The organism is Flectobacillus sp. BAB-3569 (assembly GCF_002270355.1).
In the GTDB taxonomy this organism is placed as follows: Bacteria; Bacteroidota; Bacteroidia; order Cytophagales; family Spirosomataceae; genus Flectobacillus; species Flectobacillus roseus.
Genome location: NZ_NJFZ01000020.1, coordinates 357356 through 377679 on the forward strand (window position 1 = coordinate 357356; position 20324 = coordinate 377679).

Sequence of the window (20324 nt, forward strand, 5' to 3'; positions counted from 1 at the left end):
TATTAATTATCAATGTAACTTTCTATTTAATAGCATTTTACATTCAAATTTAACACAATCTTATTTTGCACTAATTCATTCAGAAAGAATCTCTCTCAGATCAAAAACAATGACTCTTTCTATTTATCTAACTTCTCATGTCGACTACTGGAACTAGTCAAATGATTGATTATTCTTTATTAAAATATTCTGTAGTTGAATGTTATTTGTTAATGGTACATCTGTTATTGGAACGTGTTTTAAAAAACCATAAATGTTTAATTTTACTTTTTACAAAATACACTTTTACAGTTTCGAAATCCCGCTGTTTGAGCCGTAGGCGAGTTTCGGGATTTCTTGACTTTCTTTTGTTACTTTTCTTGTGTCAAGACAAGAAAAGTAAGCAGTGGAGAAGGGATATTTTGTTTTATGAAAACGGCTATATATAATTTTAAACATCTTCTAAGAATACATTCAAAAACTCATTTAAATGCTAGAAAACGGCTGTAATCAAAACATATCTTTTACTTGATAACGATACTTTTATAACTTTTTCAATCTTACAGATTCTTTTATTCACAAACCAAGAATCCTTGTCCCCAACTCAAAAATCAACAATTTACCTACACCCATCGGCTTTCAAAAAAACTTTATTACCTTCAATCACATAACTGCCATTCATTATTTGACAAAGAATCGTCATGGTTTTATCCAATGACTGGTCTGTAAAATCCGCTGTGATTAAACAGTTACCTATCATATTATTAGTAAGTTCGAAATCTACGTCAAACTTGGTCGAGATTTTTTCTAATACATCCGACATCCGAGCATCTTCAAAGCTCATACTATACTCAGTATTAAGCAAATACGAAGCAGTGTTTTCTGCTGTTGCTGCTTTAATCTCCTTTTCTTGTGGCATACAAATGGCCTTTCCCGATGGAAGTACCAACGTATGCTTACTACCATTTGCCAAAGAAACTGCTACTTTGCCAGTAAATACTACCACTTCGATATGATTGCCAACTGGTCGAATATTAAAACTTGTACCTAATACCCTTGTATTCATCCCATTGGAATGGACAATAAAAGGATGACTTGCATCTTTGGCAACCTCAAATAACGCCTCTCCAATCAAATTTACCTCACGAGTAGCATTCACAAAATGCTCAGGGTATGTCAATGAACTGTTCCCCTTTAGCCATATAATACTGCCATCTTCTAAAATCACCTTTTTTGTTTTACCAACTGAAAAGGCTTGAAAAGTTTCATTCTTTAAATCAAACGTATCATAACCCATTGGGCTCAACGCAAACACACCACCCATTACCAATAGTACAGACGCCGCAATTCTGGCAATCTTGTTAAATCCAAATGGTATGATTCTAGCAGGGGTTTCTTCGTTAAGTCGTGCTTGAATTTCTTGGTACATCTTCTCCTTCAAAGCACCTTGTTTAGCGATTTCCAGTTCTAGGGATTCATCGGTCTTTTCAGGCAATGAATCTAACCATTGTTCAATCAAGATTTTCTCAGCAGGCGAACACTTTCCTTGCTGATATTTTTCAAACAGAATTAATAATTTACGGTCTTGCATATTTTTATGATAGTCTACAAAAGGAATAAAAGAATATTTGGACATTTTCAAAAAACACCAAATATGATTTTACCCCTTTCTACTAGTGAAGTAAATTGACAATGAAATTACACCTACTCCAAAACAAAAAAATTTAATAAAAATTTATTTTTGAGTAAAAATGCTTAGATATTGAGGGGTGTTGATTGAGTGAATCAGTGATTATTTCTCAATTTTGAAGAAAGTCCATCCACTCCTATCCCATTATTCCAAATACGATTATCAAAATCAAAAAATCTCCTAAATCTTCTCGAAGATGTTTGAGGGCTTTTGTCAAATGGTTTTCGACTGTTTTGTGCGAAATATTCAATTGGAGGGCTATCTCTTGAATGCTTAGATGCTGAATACGACTCATGCGAAATACTTCTTGGCATTTTTCGGGTAAGTCGTTCATACTTTTTTCCAACATCATCCGAAGTTCGTTAAAAGCAATACTCTCGTTGTTGGAATCGTCGAAAAGTTGATCTCGAAAGTGGGAAAATTGTTCCAAATAGTTATTCCTGACTTCGGCCGACTTCATAAAATTCAGCATTTGGAATTTGACGGCTTGATAAAGATAACCCGAAACAGAACTTTCGATTTTGGTCGTTTTGCGATTAGCCCACAAACTTACAAATACCTCCTGAATGATTTCTTCACATGTTTCTTTGTCGCGCAAACGGTTGTAGGCATAAGCGTATAATTTGGACCAATAACGTTCATATATTTCGTCAAAGGCCATTGACTTTCCCTCCTGAAGAAGTGAAAAAAGTTCTATATCGCTATGTGTTGGAGCGCTTTTGATGGGTTTAAATGGAATTATTAATGATTAGTTCTCATAAATTCGATTTACAAAACTATGGGACTATTTAAAAAAGCAAAGCTTTTAAGCTAGTTTTTTCTGAGAGAATTTTCAAAAAACAAAATACTAATAGGTTAAAGCTCTCTGCTATTGATTGATTCTTAGAAAAAATCTCAATAGAAATTTAGATTAATGACCATTTAAAATGAATATAAGTGTAATAAAAAAAGCATTATCCTATAAGAAAGATAGACTTAAATAGAAGATAGGATCAAGTAGTAGTGCTGCATTGCGGATTTGGGATTTCTGATTTCGGAAGTAAATTGACTTACCTTTATTTTTTACAAAATAATTGTAAAAGCTCCGCAGGAACAACAGAAAGCCATCTTCCTATCTTGAAGTCTTTCGCACCTACGGAGCTGATGAAAAATGTGGTACTAATAATGCATTTAGGTAGTAGAAAAGATTAAACTAATAGAATAACTGAGGCAAAATTTGACTATAATCTTTTGATTATGAATATCTTCAAATAACCAATACACTGTTAACTAATAACCTTTTCCTACTTATCTCTTAACCATTTATGGCTTTTTGCCAACCTTCATAATAGGTTTGAACAAGGGTATTTTCAGCAGGTTCGATGCTGGTAATATTGGCTTTACAAAGTTCTGACAAAGCATCAAGGCTCTGATAAACACCGTTTTTAAGACCTGCTAAATACGCAGCACCTAATGCAGATATATCATGATTTGATTGTTTTTTGATGGAAAAACCGAGCAAATCAGCCAAAAAGGTAGTGACAAATTTATTATGACTGATCCCGCCATTAATCGAAATCGATGTAAAATCTTTGCCCATATCTTTACTCATCGCATCCAGCACATCCTTGATTTGGAAAGGAATACTCTCTAAGGCTGCACGTACAATATGATTGATATTGGTGCCAAAAGTAATACCTTGAATAGAAGCTTTTCGACTCATTTGCCAATGAGGTGCACCCAATCCACTAAAGGCAGGAATCAGATATACGCCTGCATTATCTTTTACTTTTTGAGCTAACGCTTCTGTTTCGGAAGGATGAGTAAAAAATTTCATTTCGTTTTTCAACCATTCAATCGTGGAACCGCATGAAACGATTGCTCCTTCAAAGGCATAATCTATCCTCCCTTCCACGCTCCAACAAACGGTAGTTAGCATACCATTTGAGGAGATTAAAGGTTCATTGCCGATATTTGACATAATCGAACAGCCCGTTCCTAGCGTTGCTTTGGCAGTTCCTTTTTCGAAACAGCCTTCTCCAAAAGTAGCCGCATGAGAATCGCCAATGAGGGCAGTTATAGGCAATTGACTTTTTGCCAAAACTCCTACAGCAGATTTTTCGTCGGAATAAGTCCAGTTGCCATAATCATAAGAAGAAGGATGCACTTCGGGCAAATGAAGATTTTCGAGCCCCCAAAGTGCTAATATTTCTTTGTCCCAAGTCAATGAATGAATATTGAGCAAAAGAGTTCTATGCGCATTGGTATGGTCAGTTTTATACGATTTACCTTCAGTAAGTTTGTATAAAAGCCAACAATCCACGGTACCAAAATAAACCTCTCTATTATCAAGTTGAGTTTTTAAATCAGGGTTATTTTCTAACAACCACAGTAATTTAGTCCCTGAAAAATACGGGTCAATAATCAAACCTGTATGTTGTTTTATCAACTCATTTTGCCCTTGGTTAATGAGGTTTTCACAAACCTGTGTAGACCTTTTACAAGCCCAAACCACAGCTGGCGAAAGTGCTTTTCCAGTTTTGTCCCAAAGCACAAAAGTTTCTCGCTGATTACTAATGCCGCACGAAGCAATATCCTTGGGATTATATCCTTTGTGTTGAAAATCCTCCAAGCACAGACTTACAGAAGTCAATACATTTTGAAAAATCTCTTCTGGGTCTTGTTCTACAAATCCATTATCGAAATAATTGGTATGTAAATCGGCATGACCTTTACTGATAACTTTTCCTTGGTTATCAAAAATGATAGATTTAGTACTGCTTGTACCTTGGTCAATGGCTAAAATATATTTCATTATTTTTTACTCTTACGGTCAATAATTACGGCTAATAAAATCACCAAACCTTTTACTACTTGTTGCCAAAACGGGGATACATTCAAAAGCACCAAACCGTTGTTGAGCACCCCAATAATCGCTGCGCCAATCACAGTGCCAGTCACAGTACCAATACCTCCTGATAACGAAGTTCCCCCAATTACTACTGCTGCAATAGAGTCGAGTTCGTAACTTGCACCCGCGTTCGGCTGTGCAGAATTGAGTCGAGAAGTAACCATGATTCCTCCCACTGCTGCCATCATTCCTGAAATGCCATACACAATCAATTTGGTGACTTGTATATTGATTCCAGATAGAAATGCTGCTTTTTCATTACCCCCAATGGCATAGATATGACGTCCGAAGGCAGTTTTTTGACTGATAAAGACTACCAATAATACCAGTAAAATCGAAATCCAAACAGGCACAGGAATCCCTAGTAACCAACCAGAACCAATGTATTCAAATTTGGGGCCTAGGTTAGAAATCGGAATTCCTTGTGTATAAAGCATGGTTGCGCCACGAGCAATAGTGAGCATCGCAAGCGTAGCAACAAAGGGAGGCAAAGAGAATTTGGTAATCACCAAACCGTTGAAAAGCCCAATGAATAAGCCTACTGTGATAGCCGCTAAAATACCTCCAAAAATGGTAAAACCCACATGAATGTTCAGTGCTCCAATGGTGATTCCGTCTTTGAGCAAACCTGCACAAATCACCGAAGTAAATGCCAATACAGAACCAACCGACAAGTCGATTCCTGCCATTAAGACAACTAAGGTCATCCCTGTAGAAATACAGACGTTTACCGAAATCTGACGGAGTACATTCCAGATATTATTAGCAGAAAGAAATTTATCAGAAAGAATACTTATGACAATACAGAGCAACAGGAGTGCAATCAGTGATTGTGATTTTTTAATAGTTCTTTGTTCATTGTATTTTTATAACTATTTGAAAAAGAATCGAATAAAGTAATTTAGGAAATAGCAGCCTTCAACAATTTATCTTCGTCGGCCTCCTCTGCACTCAACTCTGCTGTGATGCGTCCGCCAGACATAACCAAAAATCGATCGGCCAATGCTAATAGTTCAGGAATCTCAGAAGAGACTACAATAAAGCTTTTCCCTTCGAGCGAAAGCTTTTTGATTAATTCATAAATCTCGTTTTTGGCATTAATATCAATTCCTCTCGTGGGTTCGTCAAGCATCAAGATACTAGGGTTAGTCGCCAGCCATTTGGCAAGAACCACCTTTTGTTGATTTCCTCCGCTCAAATTCAAACAAAGCTGTTGTGAAGAAGGAGTTTTGATCGCCAAGGAATCGATATAACTTTGAGCATTTTGTTGTTCTTGTCGGTCGTCCAGCAACCTATCGCTTTCAAGAGTAGTAAGTGAAATATTCGAGGCGATATTCATTCCCAAGACTAAGCCTTCCGTTTTGCGGTCTTCGGTTACAAAAGCTATCCCATTGGCAATAGCTTCTTTGGGCGTTTGAATTTTGACAGACTTTTGTAATACTGCCATCGAGCCTTTCAAGGCGGTGCTATTGAGTCCAAAAATACTTTCCAGTAATTCGGTGCGGCCAGCACCCATCAAACCAAAAATGCCTAAAATTTCACATTGATGGAGATTAAATGAAATGTCTTCGAGAAGGTTACGATTTTTGAGTTTGGGATGAGGAAGCGTAAAGTTTTGAACACTTAAAATAACCTCTTGCGAAATTTGAGTTTTTGCTTTTTTCTCAATAACCACCTCACGACCCACCATTTGACGAATCAATGCCTGCTCTGTGGTGTCTGACATATCGCCTTCAGCTACGCTACAGCCATCACGCATAACGGTATATTTTTCGGCAATACGAAACAACTCTTCCATTTTGTGCGAAATATAGACAATCGTTTTGCCTTCCTTTTTGAGTTCAGCAATAATGCGGTGGAGGTTATCAATCTCAGCATTGGTCAGCGCCGAAGTGGGTTCGTCCATCAAAATCACCTGAGCATCAATCAATAAAGCCTTGGCAATTTCGATGAGTTGTTGTTCTCCAACCTTTAAGTTTTGCACTAAGGTATCAGGCGAAAGCTTAAGTTCTAATCTTTGAAGTAATTGATTAGTAACTCGTTTCATGGCCGAATAATCGAGCATTCCCCACTGATTTTCTATTTCTTGACCTAAAAAAATATTCTCCGCAATGGTCAAGGTAGGAATCAAGTTTAATTCTTGATGAATAATCGAAATTCCAGCTTTTTGAGCATCTTTGATATGATTAAATTTTACAACTTGTCCATTCAAATGTATTTCGCCTTCATAATCGGGATATACGCCTGTGAGGATTTTCAAGAGCGTTGACTTCCCTGCCCCATTTTCTCCTAAAATGGCGTTGACTTTGGCAGGATAAAAATTCAAGTTTACGCCCTTCAATGCTTTCACACCAGGGAATGATTTTGAAATATTGACTGCTTGTAGCACGTGCGAATGATTTTGAGGAAACGCTTATATTTTAGAAATTTTGATAGGCAATACGCTCAAATTAAGCAAATCTTCTTGCTTTTCTCCCAGCTTTACCGCGCCTACTAAATCAATGGTATCACCTACTTTCACCGTTTTGATTTCGTCAGGAATGGCCTTTTCACGAATAATCGTATTCAAGCTTTCCGAAATCTTGTTAAACTCAGCCGTAGTTTTGAAATCGGTTAATTTTACCAACCCCGAAGCATCGCGAATGGCATTCCCAAAAATAAATTTTGTATCTATTTCTAAAGGTCTATTACCTGATGCCAGTACTTTCAACCTATCTCCCTGAACCTCCAAAATTTTGGCTTGGCATTTGACCAAATAATATGCCGAACTTCCTATTCCCAACCTATTGCCATATTTGGCTACACTCGCATGGTCTTTTGTGGCAAAAGATGATAACAACTGTGATAACTCCACAGCTTGCGATTTGGAAAGAATTTGTTGATATAAGTCTTGCGAATATTTGGCAAAATCAAAGTTAGATTCCTTTTTTTGCTTCAACTCATCTAAACTTTCTATGTAGATGGAGTTGTAGATAGCCACAACCGCCAAGACAGAGGAAATGATAATTTTTTTCATAGTTATAAGTTTCTTTAGAGAAAAGGCATTTGTCACGATACTTTGGTTTTATGGCTCGATTCAGTTTGAATGCTGAACTGTAAATACAAATCGCTAACTACCAGTATTTTAATCACATTAAGTAATCGAAATAATTAAACTAATAAAATATCAGTATCACACTTTTGAATTATCTTTTTGACTATGAGCCTAATCTAATAACTGATATACCATTAACGAATAACCTAACCCTTTGCTACTAGTAATTTTTCGCATTGGCACTATTCACAAGTTCTACTTCGACAGGCACTCTTTGTGGAAAGTCTCGCTTGCCTTTGACATACTCGTCGGCATATTGAGCAGCAGTTTTTGCCATAATTTTGGGATACTGCATACCTGTTGCGACGATTTTTCCTTCCTTAATTTTTTCGATGACTTCCGAAGCACCATCAAAGCCAAATACTTTTACCTTGGTTTTACCAGCGGCTTGCAATGCCTGATAAGCTCCTAGCGCCATGGCATCATTACCACAAAAAACTGCGTCAATATTGGGATATGCTTGCATGATGGTTTCCAGAACCTCCATGGCTTTGTTGCGGTCAAAATCACCACTTTGTTGGGCTACCATTTTGAGGTTAGAAAATTTGTCAACCACCGAATGAAAACCTTTTGAGCGTGCCCATGTATTGTTGTCTCCGACCAAACCCAATATCTCGACATACGTACCTTTTTCTTTCAAGGCTTTTACAAACTCAATGCCTACCTCGACACAACCCGAATAGTTATCTGACAAAATTTGGCTAGTAGCAGCGTCATCGTTATTAATTTCACGATCCATACAAAATACAGGAATACCAGCAGCCTTGGCACGAAGGACATTCGAAACCGACCCATCGGCATCAGTTGGGTTGAAAAGAATCGCATCGAACTCAGAAGAAATAAGGTTTTCAAAATTGTCTGACTCTACGGCAGGACTATTCTGAGAATCAAATATCTTGGCTTCATAACCTAGTTTTCTAGCATTTTCGGCAGCAGATTCTGCTAAGATCACAAACCAAGGATTGTTGAGCGTAGAGATAACTACTGCTACTTTTTTCTTTTCATTCGACTGGCTTTTTGAACAAGCACTTACCAGAAAAACTCCTAAAATCAGCGATGCCGTTATGAGGATATATTTTTTCATTTTAGCCTAAAATGTTTAAAGCTGATTGAGACAATCCTTTTGCTGAAATTCCATAATGTTCAAAAATCTCACCTTGTGAACCAGAAACGGTATGCTCATCTGGTAAGCCCACTATTTTGAACTTATTATGGTAACCGTTTTGTAAAAGCACCGAACCTACAGCCTCGCCGAGTCCGCCGTATACCGAATGTTCCTCTACGGTAATTATTGGCGTATTCTGAGAAGCTAAATGCAAAATCAGTCTTTGATCTAAGGGTTTAATGGTATGCATACTTACCACTGTAGCCGAAATTTGGTGCTCCTCAGCCAACTTTTGAGCGGCTTGTAAACATGGCCAAACTGCTTCGCCTGTAGCGATAAATGTCAAATCTGAACCCTCTTTTACCACTCGTCCTTTACCTACTTCAAAACTGGTAGGCTGTTCCACTTCTTCTATTTTTCGGGCATATTCTTTTTCCCGAATCGAATATAAACAGGCGAATCCATAGCAGCCGCTTGGCGAATTGCTTCCGCAGTTTCGAAATTATCCGCTGGTGCAATAATCGTAATATTGTTGATGGCTCTCAATACCGCATAGTCGTGCAAACTGTGGTGTGTACTACCCAAAGCGCCATAACTTACACCTGCTGAAATACCGATAAGTTTGACTGGATTATCAGAATAGCAAACGTCATTTTTGATTTGCTCTAAGGCTCTTGCTGTCAAAAAACAAGCTGGTGAAACAGCAAAAACTTTCTTACGCATACTCGCCAAACCTGTGGCAACGCCAACTAGGTTTTGTTCTGCAATACCCACTTCTACGATTTGTGATGGAAGCTTTTGTCCAAATGCCACTAATTTACCTGAGCCTCTTGAGTCACTGGTAACGGCAAAAACGGTTTTATCTGCTTGGGCGAGCGATTCCAAGGTTGAAGCGAAGACCTCCAAATTGGCAAGCCCTACTCCTTTCGGAATATTAGTTATTTCTTGACCCATAAATTTACTTATTATGTGTTTGATATTTTGAATGGTGAGTTCGTTAACTATTTCGAATTTCCAATATTGTATTTCGGAAGCATAGCTACTTTGGGGCTCATACTTTGCAAGCAATAAAGGCATACACACTTTATTCCGAAATCAGAAATCCCACATCTGCAATAGTTGAAACTGCCTCATTAACTCCTTCTACTATACGTCAACTAACTGTCTATTTCCGCCAAGGCTAACTCATATTGCTCAGCTGTTGGTACGCCATGATGCCATTTCAAGACATTTTCCATATAACTCACGCCCTTTCCTTTGGTCGTATGAGCAATAATAAATGAAGGTTTTCCTGATTCAAATGGAAGAGCATCAAAGACATTCATCAAGGCTTCTACGTCATTGCCGTCTACATGACGAACTGCCCAGCCGAACGCTTCTAATTTCTTGTCAAGTGGTTCCAAGCCCATAACTTCGGCATTGGGTGCGGTAATTTGGAGTTTGTTATAATCCAAAATAGCACACAGGTTATCGAGCCTGTAATGCGCTGCAAACATAAATGCCTCCCAGTTGGAGCCTTCTGCCATTTCGCCATCGCCCAATACGGTGTAAACTTTCACGTCTGATTGATCTTTTTTGGCAGCCAAAGCACTCCCACAGCAAATAGACAAACCATGTCCGAGACCACCCGTGTTCTGCTCCATTCCCTTAATTTTTTTGGTTGGGTGACCAATGTAGGGAGATTGATACTGACAAAGCGTCAATAAATCATCCTCCGGAAAAAAGCCTTTGTCGGCCAAGACCACGTATAAAGCTTCTACACAATGCCCTTTGCTTTGGATATATATGTCTTTTTCGGATGAATTAAAATTTTCAGGAGAAACATTCAATACCTTGTTATAAAGCACATTCAAAATGTCAATAATCGAGAGGCTTCCTCCTGTGTGTCCTGCCTTCGCATTGTAGATATATTTGAGAATCTTTTTGCGATATGCTTTAGATTTCTCTTCTAATTCTTTAATGTTCATAGTGTTTGAGCTTCTTGAAATGAATATCGTTTAAGTATCAGCTAATTATTTTGCAGCTCTAATGGTAATGATAATTCTTTGATAACTTGTCAACTCTGGTTTCCCGTTATCCGTTGCTTCCAATATTATGTGGATAGTTTGTCCAGCTTGTACCTCTTTTGGAATCTGTATTTCTGTTTGAGTACTATTAGGGTTCGAAATCGCTACTTTACCCGTGTATGTTCCTACATTCATTTGCCACCACTTTGTCTGAACAGCATTTCCGTCGGGGTCAGATACAAATCCATTCAATCGAATTTTATCCCCACCCGAAGCCATTATTTGTAATGGACCTTCTACTCTTACAATAGGCTGATGGTTGGCATCGGCAAATTTTGGCGTTACCGACCATTGCATTCTTGCAGAAAAGTCTTTTTGTGCCTGAGGAAAAAAGTTAGGAAATGTGTTTTCTTTGGCTTGCTTATTGGCATTACTCAAAACGTTTGCCATTGCATTTGCACTAGTATCTGAGAGCATAAAGAAATTATTGGAAGTCTCCGTTTTAGCAATCGAACGACCACCCCATCCTCCGTAAATGCCATCTTCATAAGCACGTAGCCCATTGCCCAACATATTCATAAAGGTATGGTCATCGCCTTCGCCCAACCATGAGCCTTTTTCCTGTACAGGCATCCAAACAGCGTATCCTTTTTTCTTAAGTTCTTCGTTAGACAAGCCAGAAATACCAAAGTAATCCAGAATATCTCCTTTTACCATTTGTTTGCCATCACCCCAAACACGGTATAAAGCTCCCAAAGATCCACGACTGCTTACATTTTCATTCATCCATTTGGCTGTCAAAAATGGAGCATCTTCTGCTTTAGCGTTCAATTGAGCACCATATCCGTAATTGGGAACATCTTTAAACTGACGATATTCGATAGTAGGCCAGTGCGGTTTGATATAGGTAGCGTAAGTATCATCTTGGTCACCAGAGGGCAATAAAACCACTTTTTTGGCAATCTTTTTTTGAATAGCCTCCCATTGCGTGGTGTACTGATATTGCTCTTCGATTGACTTTAAAGCTCTTGCAATGGTACTTTGTCCGCCCCAAGCTGTTATGAATAATTGCCCAGGTTTATCATCTAAAATAAGTGTTTTAATCAAATTTGAGCCTTCTGAGTCTTTGGAGATATCACCATCAAACTCGATATTGCCATATCTAATTTTAGCCTTCAACGTGGCTGGCGCAGGATATTCGGGGTTATGAACTTTGAGATTGGGGTATGCTTTTTCGTAGGCACCCACAATATCATGAATAAACTTTTCATCTTTTGCCCAACGCCATGATTCACATGGACAAAGATTTAAACCAAAACGAACATATTCTCTGTTAGGCACAGACCATTTTGTCCCTTTTCCATCGCCTTTCCAGTGGAATCCGCTACTCGCATAAATCAACCCTTCAATGTCTAGATTATCGCTATACAACAAAAAACGAATCAATGAATTATTGTCATCAAGCTCTGGATCGGCTGTTATAATAATTCTAGGTTTTTCTTTTTTAGATGAAATTTGAGCTACAACTTTCACAGAAAGAAAGCCAAGATTCATGATGATAGCCAAGCCAAAAAGCTTTACTAGTTTTAAACAGCCGATTTTTGAGCACATCTTGATAAATTGTATAACTGGTTTTTGGATAAATATTCAAGTCATGGGTGAATAAATTCACCCGTTAAGTGGAATTTATTCAATATCACTAACACAATACTGGCGCACTCTTCAAGCATTTTTCAGATAGGTGAATCTTGGTTTTTAGAGAATCCCCTCTCATTACTCATAAACAAAAAACGAATCACTTACCGAAGCCAACTCCAGCGTTTAGCACAATCTAGCAATACATCATTTCGCCATTTGAGCACGGTTTTACCGCCCTGCCAAATATCATCGTACAATTCAGGGTTTGACCTATCTGTGTACCAATTTGCCCCTAACTGATAGTCAGTATTATGAGGTTTTCCTGGCCAAATATTATCTACTACAAATGTGCCGTTTTGCTCGTTAAATCCACTGATAGTCGATGTAACTTTGTAGGTTAATATTTCAGTGCGTTTTGGGCAATACCTTACCACATAGTTTCCGTTTCCAAGATAAAAACCGTCCCATTTTTGTTCACCAATTTCAGACTCTACCGTCATGGTAAGACAAGTAGAATCAGGAAGAATATTAACGACAGGTCCTTTAAACATAAATTCAACAATAGAAAATACAGTGACAGTATCATTGACTGAAGTATTTCTGTTAAAAATCAACCTTGGACTATGACTACATTTCACATAACTACCACCCCAGTTTTCTCTCATGGGATTGTTGGGATTACCATCCATCATGTATAACAATGAAGGAGTGTCGCCCATTTTAAGAACACCTTTGTAACGGTTATCTTTATAATCTTTTCCCAAAAATCCTACTTCATGAATAAAGTTTTTGTAGTAGTTTTTATTACTCAAACTATCTGGAACATTATCAGAGAAAAAGCCATAGTAGGACGCATTTGATTCAATAAACCAAAGATTCGGAAAGTTTTTGGCAATGTAAGCATAGCTGTTGGCGCTCCATTTCTTATTAGGGCCACCAATAAAAAATACTTTTATCTTATTTTGTATTTCTGGTTTATCGTGTAATGCCTGTGCTAAGTCCTCCAAACCTCCCCAAACCAAAATCCACAAAGGTCTGTTGCTTTTTTTCTGGGCGCATTTAATAATCCAGTTCGAACCTTCTGTTGCGGTAACGTAGCCTTTATACGGCGCAGCTCCATGTCGTCCTTGTTTTACCACCGAGCGTAAATAGGCTGGGGTTGCCAGATTAGGTTTATGTTTTTTGAGTTTTGGTAAATCTTTTTCGTAAAGGTCTATCGTACGAAGGATTTCTTCTTTGCTCCCGTCTCCATAGGATGGCGATGAAAGCAGCCCTTCAATATCAAACAATTCATTGTACATGAGTAAGTGAATCATAGACTGATTATCATCTGGGTCAGTTCCTCCAATATCCGTACTGACAAGAATACGGGGTTTTACGGGCACCGCCTTTTGTGCAATAACTGTTTGCACAAAAAAGAAGACGAATGAAAAAATCAAACTCAGCTTACTCATATCTGGATATTGAAAATATTTTCTAGTGCTTATAGATTTCCCAGCCCATGTAATTGCCCAATGCTTCTTCCAAGATGGTAGCTGTTTTTGAAGCATTCATTACTACGTGATGTTCAAAACCATTACGGCAAATATATTTCATGAGTCCTTGCAAATTAGGAATTTGCGCTACGGCACGGTTACCAAATGTTTCTAAAGGGTCATTGGTCAGTTCCCCTTCTCCGATATAGGCTTTGATAATACCTTTAGGGTCGTCGGTGCTAATTCTTCCATAGGTCAATGGCATAGCAGGAGTACGTCCGTCCAAAGCACCATACGTGTTTTCAACGCCTACCGATGTTCCTAATATTGGGGCATTACTAATTTGAATATCTGGTAAAAATGATTTTGCCCAGTTTCCGCAGTGGAACAACACACATTTGTCCTCGTCGTTAGCATAATTATTATTCCAGTCAACCAATGCACTTGGTGAGCCTGAAGCCAATTGCATAGCATACATCGAGAGCGTTCCTGTTACATCTACTTCACAAGCCGAAGGCAACATATTCTCGGACATGATACTCATGCTCGTACATACATTGCAACCGTAGTTTTGTTGTAAAGAAGTCCAGCACTGGATTGCCGTAGCATCTAGCACATTTTCTTCCATGATTTCCTTCAAAACCACGTCTAATTTGGCAATTTGAATCATGGCTTCGTTCGGTGTTCTACCTTTAGAAGCATAAGCGTTGATAGATTCCAAATGCTGTTTTACTTTTTCGTCGTTACCTGTTAATTTATTGGCACGTCCCAAAATTTCTGATAAGTCAAAAGTCGTTACTGTTATGCCGTTTCTTTGAAGGATTTTTTCAGAATAACGAACCGTATTAAATGCACCTGGGCGAGCACCAATAGCACCAACACGAACACTTTTAAGACCTTTTACCACTCGACAAACCGACACAAAATCTAGTAAATCTCTTTGGAAGTTTGGATCAGAAGGAGCAGAAACGTGTTGGCTAGTCAAGGTGTATTTAATGCCGTACTGATAAAGGTTATTACAAACCGAAATCTTCCCACACCAAGAGTCACGGCGATTAACCACGTTCATTTTGCTCAAATCATCAGGATACGCCTGAATCAAAACAGGCACATTGAGATTGGCTAATTTAAGGGTATCTGCCACTCCCTTTTCATCACCGAAGTTTGGAAGTAATACCAAAATACCTGCAATTTCTTCACGATGCGCTTTGAATAAATCTGCACATTTTTGAGCCTCTCTAAAAGTTTCTACACCACCTAATTTTGTGTCGTTGGTATCCAACAAAATAGGCTTAATTTTAAGGCTGTTGAATACCTCAATAATTTCGGTTCTTGCTTTTTCGACTAAACTGTCTGGAAAAAAATCTCTGTTTCCAATGATTACACCAAGTGTCATTTTTATAGTTTTTATGGATAAAACGCTATCCTATTTCAAGTTAAATTTGAATAAAGGCAGGTATGAGTAAAAGCGGTTATTCGTTAATCGTATATCAGTTATTAGAATACAATTATCATCAAAAAGTTTTAGTCAAATTGCACCTCAGCTATACACAGTTTTAAGCTCTCTTGTTACTTAAATAGTATTTTTAAACAATATTGAGGCAAAAAATATCAGGCATTAAAAATGATTTTAATGCAAATAACTGATACTTTTTATATTAAATTCTTAGTGAAAGAAGCTAATTAAGAGTATGTTTGAAAATTTTATTTGGTATTTGTTAAAAAACGAAATCTCCCTTCGCCACTCCTTACTTTTCTTGTCTTGACACAAGAAAAGTAACAAAAGAAAGTCAAGAAATCCTAAACTCGCCTGCGGCTCAAACAACAGGATTTCAGAAATTAAAATACAAATTTTTAATCTTCAATGATTGATAAAATTTAAACATGCTCTAAGTTTTAATGCAAAATAAAATGGAATTAGAACGCTTTTGGTTGTAAGTCGAAGGCATTAGGAAAAAACTTCTACTGATTCTTGAGAAATACTTATATCGAATGCTCACAGCTCAATTTTATTTTGCACTGATACCTAAGAAATTACGAAGAATATGATTAATAGATTTATAAATGTAAAATACAGATAATTAAATATTTACATTCAAAAGTCAGCTATAATACTTAAACCTTATTGCCTTTTCTCTAGGCAATTATTACCTCTATTTCATTATCTCTGAAAACCTCTTTGTGTTTGTCTTCAATGGCGTCGTCGGTGATGATATAATCTATCAAACTCAATGCGCCTAAGCTTGCCAAAGCGCTTTTACCAATTTTGGTGCTGTCTGCTACCAAATAGGTTATCTCGGCGGCATCAATCATAGCTTTTTTCACGACTAAATCACTAATACTTGGGTAGGTCAAGCCTGATTTTAGGGAAATTCCCGCTGTTGCTAAAAACAGTTTTTGTACATTCAATCCTTTGAAAAAATCGGCAGCTTTTTGTCCTGTTAGCGACAAGGTGGGTGGTTTAAACTCCCCTCCTGTCATAATTACCTCGATACTCGGCTCAGTGCCGAGCATCATGGCGATATTCAAAGCATTAGTGATAATGGTTAGGTTTCTTATACCTGAGTGTTTAATTTTTTTGGCAATCTCGGTTGTTGTACTGCCCGAGTCTAAGATAATGGTATCGCCAGAGTCTATGTATTCAAGGCACTTTTCAGCGATTTTCTCTTTCTTATCTAAGTTATCTTGATGAACAAGAGAAAAACTTTTTACTTGATCTTCTACATTTTTGAGGTAAGCACCACCGTGTTCCTTTATGATTAAATCTTCGGCTTCCAGCTTTTCTAAATCCTGACGAATGGTCACCTCTGTTACTTTAAACAAGCGAGCCAAGTCAGCCACTTTAGCCGAACCATCTTCTTTTAATAATTCTAAAATCTTTTCTCTACGTTGATTTGGGAGCATAATGTCTAGGTAATTTAAAGCTTCCTTTTGCTCTTTTGTTCATCTTGAAACAAAAATAGAAAACAAAAACAAATAAAAGAAACAAAACGAAAATATTTTTTTGTACTAATTTGCGAGCAAATATAGAAAAACCTGCAATATCATTCTATACTTTCAGATTCGAAATAAAACAAAAGCAAAAAGTAAATAAAGCGAAGATTTTTCGAATTAAATTTACATAAAAAGAAAGGAATACAAAATGGATTTCTTATTACTAGTTCAAGACTTGGTCTTGGACTTATTTTTTGAACAGTTTTGAAACTGAATCAAAAAAGCGGTCGAAAATTGTTTTTCGACCGCTTTTTTGATGATTTCACTCAGCTTAAGACGCAATCATTGCGTCTCTAGCGTTGAAATTCAACTTAATAAATCATTATCCCAAGGTCACAGTCTCCACAATTTCGAGACCGTAACCGAATAATGCTGCACGTTTTTTAGGGTTATTTGTCAGCAATTTGATTTTTGAAATACCTAAATCTCTCAAAATTTGTGCGCCAATTCCATAGTCTCTCTCATCGTTTGGTGTAATTTCCGTACTTTGATTGACACCCATTTCCTGTAGTTTGTATTTTTTTAAATCGCTCATTAAGTTGGCACTCTTACCATCTTGGAACATATACAAAATCACGCCTTTTCCTTCATTTTCAACGGATTGCATGGCATTTTTCAATTGCTGACCGCTATCACAAAGCGTTGAACCGAAAATATCACCCACGACATTTGATTTATGAACCCTCACTAATACTGGTTCGTTTTTTTCCCAAGTTCCTTTAACTAAGGCCAAATGCGTGTCGCCTGTATCTTTTTGACGAAAAGCAATCAAATCAAAATGACCCCAATCCGTTGGCATATCTACGCCAATTTCTCTTTTAATCAATGATTCAGTCTGAAGACGATATTCTACCAAATCTTTGATGGTAACTAACTTCAGATTAAACTTATCTGCAATTTTTCTCAAATCTGGCAAACGAGCCATTGTACCATCCTCATTTAATACCTCAATGAGTACGCCAGAAGGCTTAAATCCTGCCAATTTAGCAAAATCCATCGCTGCTTCAGTATGTCCAGTACGACGTAAAACCCCTTCCGTTTTAGCTTTCAAGGGAAAAATATGTCCCGGGCGACCCAACTCCTCTGGCTTAGTATTTTCGTCGACTAATGCCTGAATCGTTTTGGCACGGTCTGGCGCTGAAATACCCGTAGTACAGCCATGTCCAAGCAAATCTACTGATACTGTAAAAGGGGTTTCATGAGATGAGGTATTATTTCCCACCATCATATTCAAACCCAATTCGGCACATCTATCTTCTGTCAAAGTCACACACATCAAACCACGACCTTCTTTAATCATAAAGTTGGCTAATTCTGGCGTAATGGCCTCCGATGCACAAATCATATCTCCTTCATTCTCACGATCTTCGTCATCAGCTACAATAATAATTTCGCCTCTACGAATAGCTTCAATTGCTTCTGGAATGCTATCTAATTTTATTTCCGACATGGTATTCATTTTAATAATCAAAGAAGCCAAGAGCCTCTTCAATCGATTTGTTTTCATTTTTCACTTCAAAATTATGCTTTTTAATGATTCGGAAAGAAAAAAATAAAAAAACGAAAGGAAATTAGGGTGAAATCTATATCGGATTTGGACGAAGTGGCTTTCAGGTATCGGCTTTAGGCGGTTGGCTTTGGAAAAAGTATGTCTTTGGTTATTTAAAACTCTTTGCCTAGTTACTGTTGCCTAAAATAGGTTGCCTTTTCTTCAGTAAATTTTCAACATGATTCAATTAGTTGGTAGAATGAGGTCTGTTTATAAGAAAAATCGTAGGAACATTTCAAGTATTTCCCTCAGCTCCGTAGGAGCGACAGTTTGGTAGTATTGAGTTATTTGTTGACCCATAAAAAGAGCGCCGTAGGTGCGAAGGAACTCAAACTAAGTTGAACTCTGTCGCACCTACGGCGCTCAAAAAAAAGTTATTTTCAAAACTACTGCTACCAAACTTTCGCTCCTACGGAGCTTTTTTTAGCAACAATAATACTTCAAAGGCAACATTTTTTAGGCAAGGATAAAGGACAATTCAGCACTAATACCTAATTGTCTTTTCAACTTATTCAGCATAAGATAACCTTCTTTTCAACACAAAGGAGAAGAATACGCCCACCAAAGCCATTGTCATACCTACCAACACCGGAGTGTTGTAGCCGAAGCCATACGTAATAGGTAAACCACCCAAAAACGCGCCTAATGAGTTACCGATGTTGAAACTTGCTTGCGTGGCCGCTGAGCCCAGCATTTCGGCGCCTTTTGAGGTACTAATCATCAAAATTTGGATTGGTGACGCCAATGAGATAGATAATGCGCCTGCGATAAATGTCAATATCAAAGAGATGATTTTGTTTTCTGAGAAGAAATGGATGCCTAATAATGTCAACGCCATTGCTACCAATAACCACAAACAAGCTTGTACAGCAGGCAATTTATCCGCTAATTTTCCACCGATGATATTTCCTACAACCATACCAAAACCCGCCAAAACCATAATCCAAGAAACGCTACTTGCAGAGAAATGCGATACTTCTGTCATTAATGGCGCTATATAACTAATCCAAGTAAACAAGCCTCCTGTTCCGATAGAGGTAATCACAATTACAAGCCAAGCATCTACACGTTTGAAGAGCTCTAATTGAGCCATCGTACTTTCTCCTTCGTTTCGGTCGGATGGTAAGGCTGGCAACCAAAGATTAATGAAAAGTAAGGTGGTTAAACCAATGATAGTCACCAAGGCAAAGGTATATCTCCACAAATATTCATGTCCGATCCAAGTACCAATAGGCACTAACAACAAATTAGCGATTGTCAGACCCGCAAACATGGTCGAGATAGCTTGAGCTTGCTTGCCTTCATCGGCCAAACGACTTGCGACTACTGCTCCAATTCCAAAAAATGCCCCATGAGGCAAACCCGCTAAAAACCTGAAGAACAACAAAGTAGTGGCATCAGGAGCTAAAGCTGACAATGAGTTGAAAATGGTAAAAATTACCATCAGGAACAAAAGCATCTTTTTGGGTGGATACTTGCTTCCTAACAATACTAATAAGGGTGCACCAACCACTACGCCCGCTGCATAAGAAGAAATAATATGAGCGGCGTCGGTAATACTAACGCCTAGATTGTTGGCAATGTCAGGCAAAATCCCCATTACTACAAATTCGGTAGTACCAATGCCTAGTCCGCCTAAGAACAAGGGAAAAAAATGTTTTTTCATGATTTCAAAAATGATTGACAACCAGTAAGAATAGCTGTTAGTCAACAATTAATTAAGTTATTCTGGATAGATTCTAATACTTTGCTAACCTCAAAGTTCGCTAGATAATTCAACAAATCTGGACATATCTATCGGATTTCAGAAATTCATTGGAGACGTCAAAAACAATATTGATTAAGTACAATCTTATTGATGCTTTTGGCACTTTATCCTTTAATAAATCCTAAAAAATTCAGAA

Annotated in this window: 15 protein-coding genes and 1 pseudogene; all 16 read right to left on the reverse strand. The window is 37.7% G+C overall.

Going from position 1 to position 20324, the window contains the following annotated elements:
- Positions 1-598 precede the first annotated feature (598 nt).
- The gene (locus BWI92_RS19405; protein WP_095165839.1) at positions 599-1615 is read right to left on the reverse strand and encodes a FecR family protein; all 1017 of its coding nucleotides are present in this window, start codon (positions 1613-1615) and stop codon (positions 599-601) included.
- 190 nt (positions 1616-1805) lie between these two features.
- Positions 1806-2411, reverse strand: coding sequence for an RNA polymerase sigma-70 factor (locus BWI92_RS19410; protein ID WP_310588937.1), 606 nt, complete (start codon positions 2409-2411; stop codon positions 1806-1808).
- Between the two features lie 552 nt (positions 2412-2963).
- The gene (locus BWI92_RS19415) at positions 2964-4463 is read right to left on the reverse strand and encodes a glycerol kinase GlpK (RefSeq protein WP_095165843.1); all 1500 of its coding nucleotides are present in this window, start codon (positions 4461-4463) and stop codon (positions 2964-2966) included.
- Complete coding sequence (locus BWI92_RS19420) at positions 4463-5371, reverse strand: ABC transporter permease (protein ID WP_229363366.1); 909 nt, start codon at positions 5369-5371, stop codon at positions 4463-4465. Before BWI92_RS19420 ends, BWI92_RS19415 begins: the two co-directional genes overlap by 1 nt.
- 89 nt (positions 5372-5460) lie before the next feature.
- The gene (locus tag BWI92_RS19425) at positions 5461-6948 is read right to left on the reverse strand and encodes a sugar ABC transporter ATP-binding protein (protein WP_095165847.1); all 1488 of its coding nucleotides are present in this window, start codon (positions 6946-6948) and stop codon (positions 5461-5463) included.
- Positions 6949-6972: 24 nt separating this feature from the next.
- Positions 6973-7575 carry a DUF2291 family protein gene (locus BWI92_RS19430; RefSeq protein WP_095165849.1) on the reverse strand — a complete coding sequence of 201 codons (603 nt, stop codon included), beginning with the start codon at positions 7573-7575 and terminating at the stop codon, positions 6973-6975.
- Positions 7576-7813: 238 nt separating this feature from the next.
- On the reverse strand, positions 7814-8737 hold the full coding sequence (locus tag BWI92_RS19435) for a D-ribose ABC transporter substrate-binding protein (RefSeq protein WP_095165851.1): 924 nt from the start codon (positions 8735-8737) through the stop codon (positions 7814-7816).
- 1 nt (position 8738) lies between these two features.
- Positions 8739-9164, reverse strand: a complete 426-nt coding sequence (locus BWI92_RS28750) for a transketolase C-terminal domain-containing protein (protein ID WP_310588934.1) — start codon at positions 9162-9164, stop codon at positions 8739-8741.
- A 5-nt stretch (positions 9165-9169) separates the two neighbouring features.
- A complete protein-coding gene (locus tag BWI92_RS28755; RefSeq protein ID WP_310588935.1) occupies positions 9170-9835 on the reverse strand; it encodes a hypothetical protein in 666 nt (221 codons plus the stop codon).
- A gap of 80 nt (positions 9836-9915) precedes the next feature.
- On the reverse strand, positions 9916-10725 hold the full coding sequence (locus BWI92_RS19445) for a transketolase (protein ID WP_095165854.1): 810 nt from the start codon (positions 10723-10725) through the stop codon (positions 9916-9918).
- Between the two features lie 45 nt (positions 10726-10770).
- Complete coding sequence (locus BWI92_RS19450) at positions 10771-12318, reverse strand: DUF1593 domain-containing protein (RefSeq protein WP_229363367.1); 1548 nt, start codon at positions 12316-12318, stop codon at positions 10771-10773.
- A 245-nt stretch (positions 12319-12563) separates the two neighbouring features.
- Complete coding sequence (locus BWI92_RS19455; RefSeq protein ID WP_095165856.1) at positions 12564-13856, reverse strand: nucleoside hydrolase-like domain-containing protein; 1293 nt, start codon at positions 13854-13856, stop codon at positions 12564-12566.
- Between the two features lie 22 nt (positions 13857-13878).
- Entirely contained in the window at positions 13879-15273 is a 1395-nt protein-coding gene (locus BWI92_RS19460; protein WP_095165859.1) for an L-fucose/L-arabinose isomerase family protein, read from the reverse strand.
- Positions 15274-16013: 740 nt separating this feature from the next.
- Positions 16014-16781 (reverse strand): DeoR/GlpR family DNA-binding transcription regulator, encoded by a 768-nt coding sequence (locus BWI92_RS19465; RefSeq protein ID WP_095165861.1) that lies wholly within the window; start codon positions 16779-16781, stop codon positions 16014-16016.
- A 418-nt stretch (positions 16782-17199) separates the two neighbouring features.
- Positions 17200-18321: pseudogene (gene ribB, locus BWI92_RS19470) on the reverse strand (3,4-dihydroxy-2-butanone-4-phosphate synthase); the annotation flags it as partial.
- Positions 18322-18928: 607 nt separating this feature from the next.
- Positions 18929-20086 (reverse strand): MFS transporter, encoded by a 1158-nt coding sequence (locus BWI92_RS19475; protein WP_095165864.1) that lies wholly within the window; start codon positions 20084-20086, stop codon positions 18929-18931.
- Positions 20087-20324 lie beyond the last annotated feature (238 nt).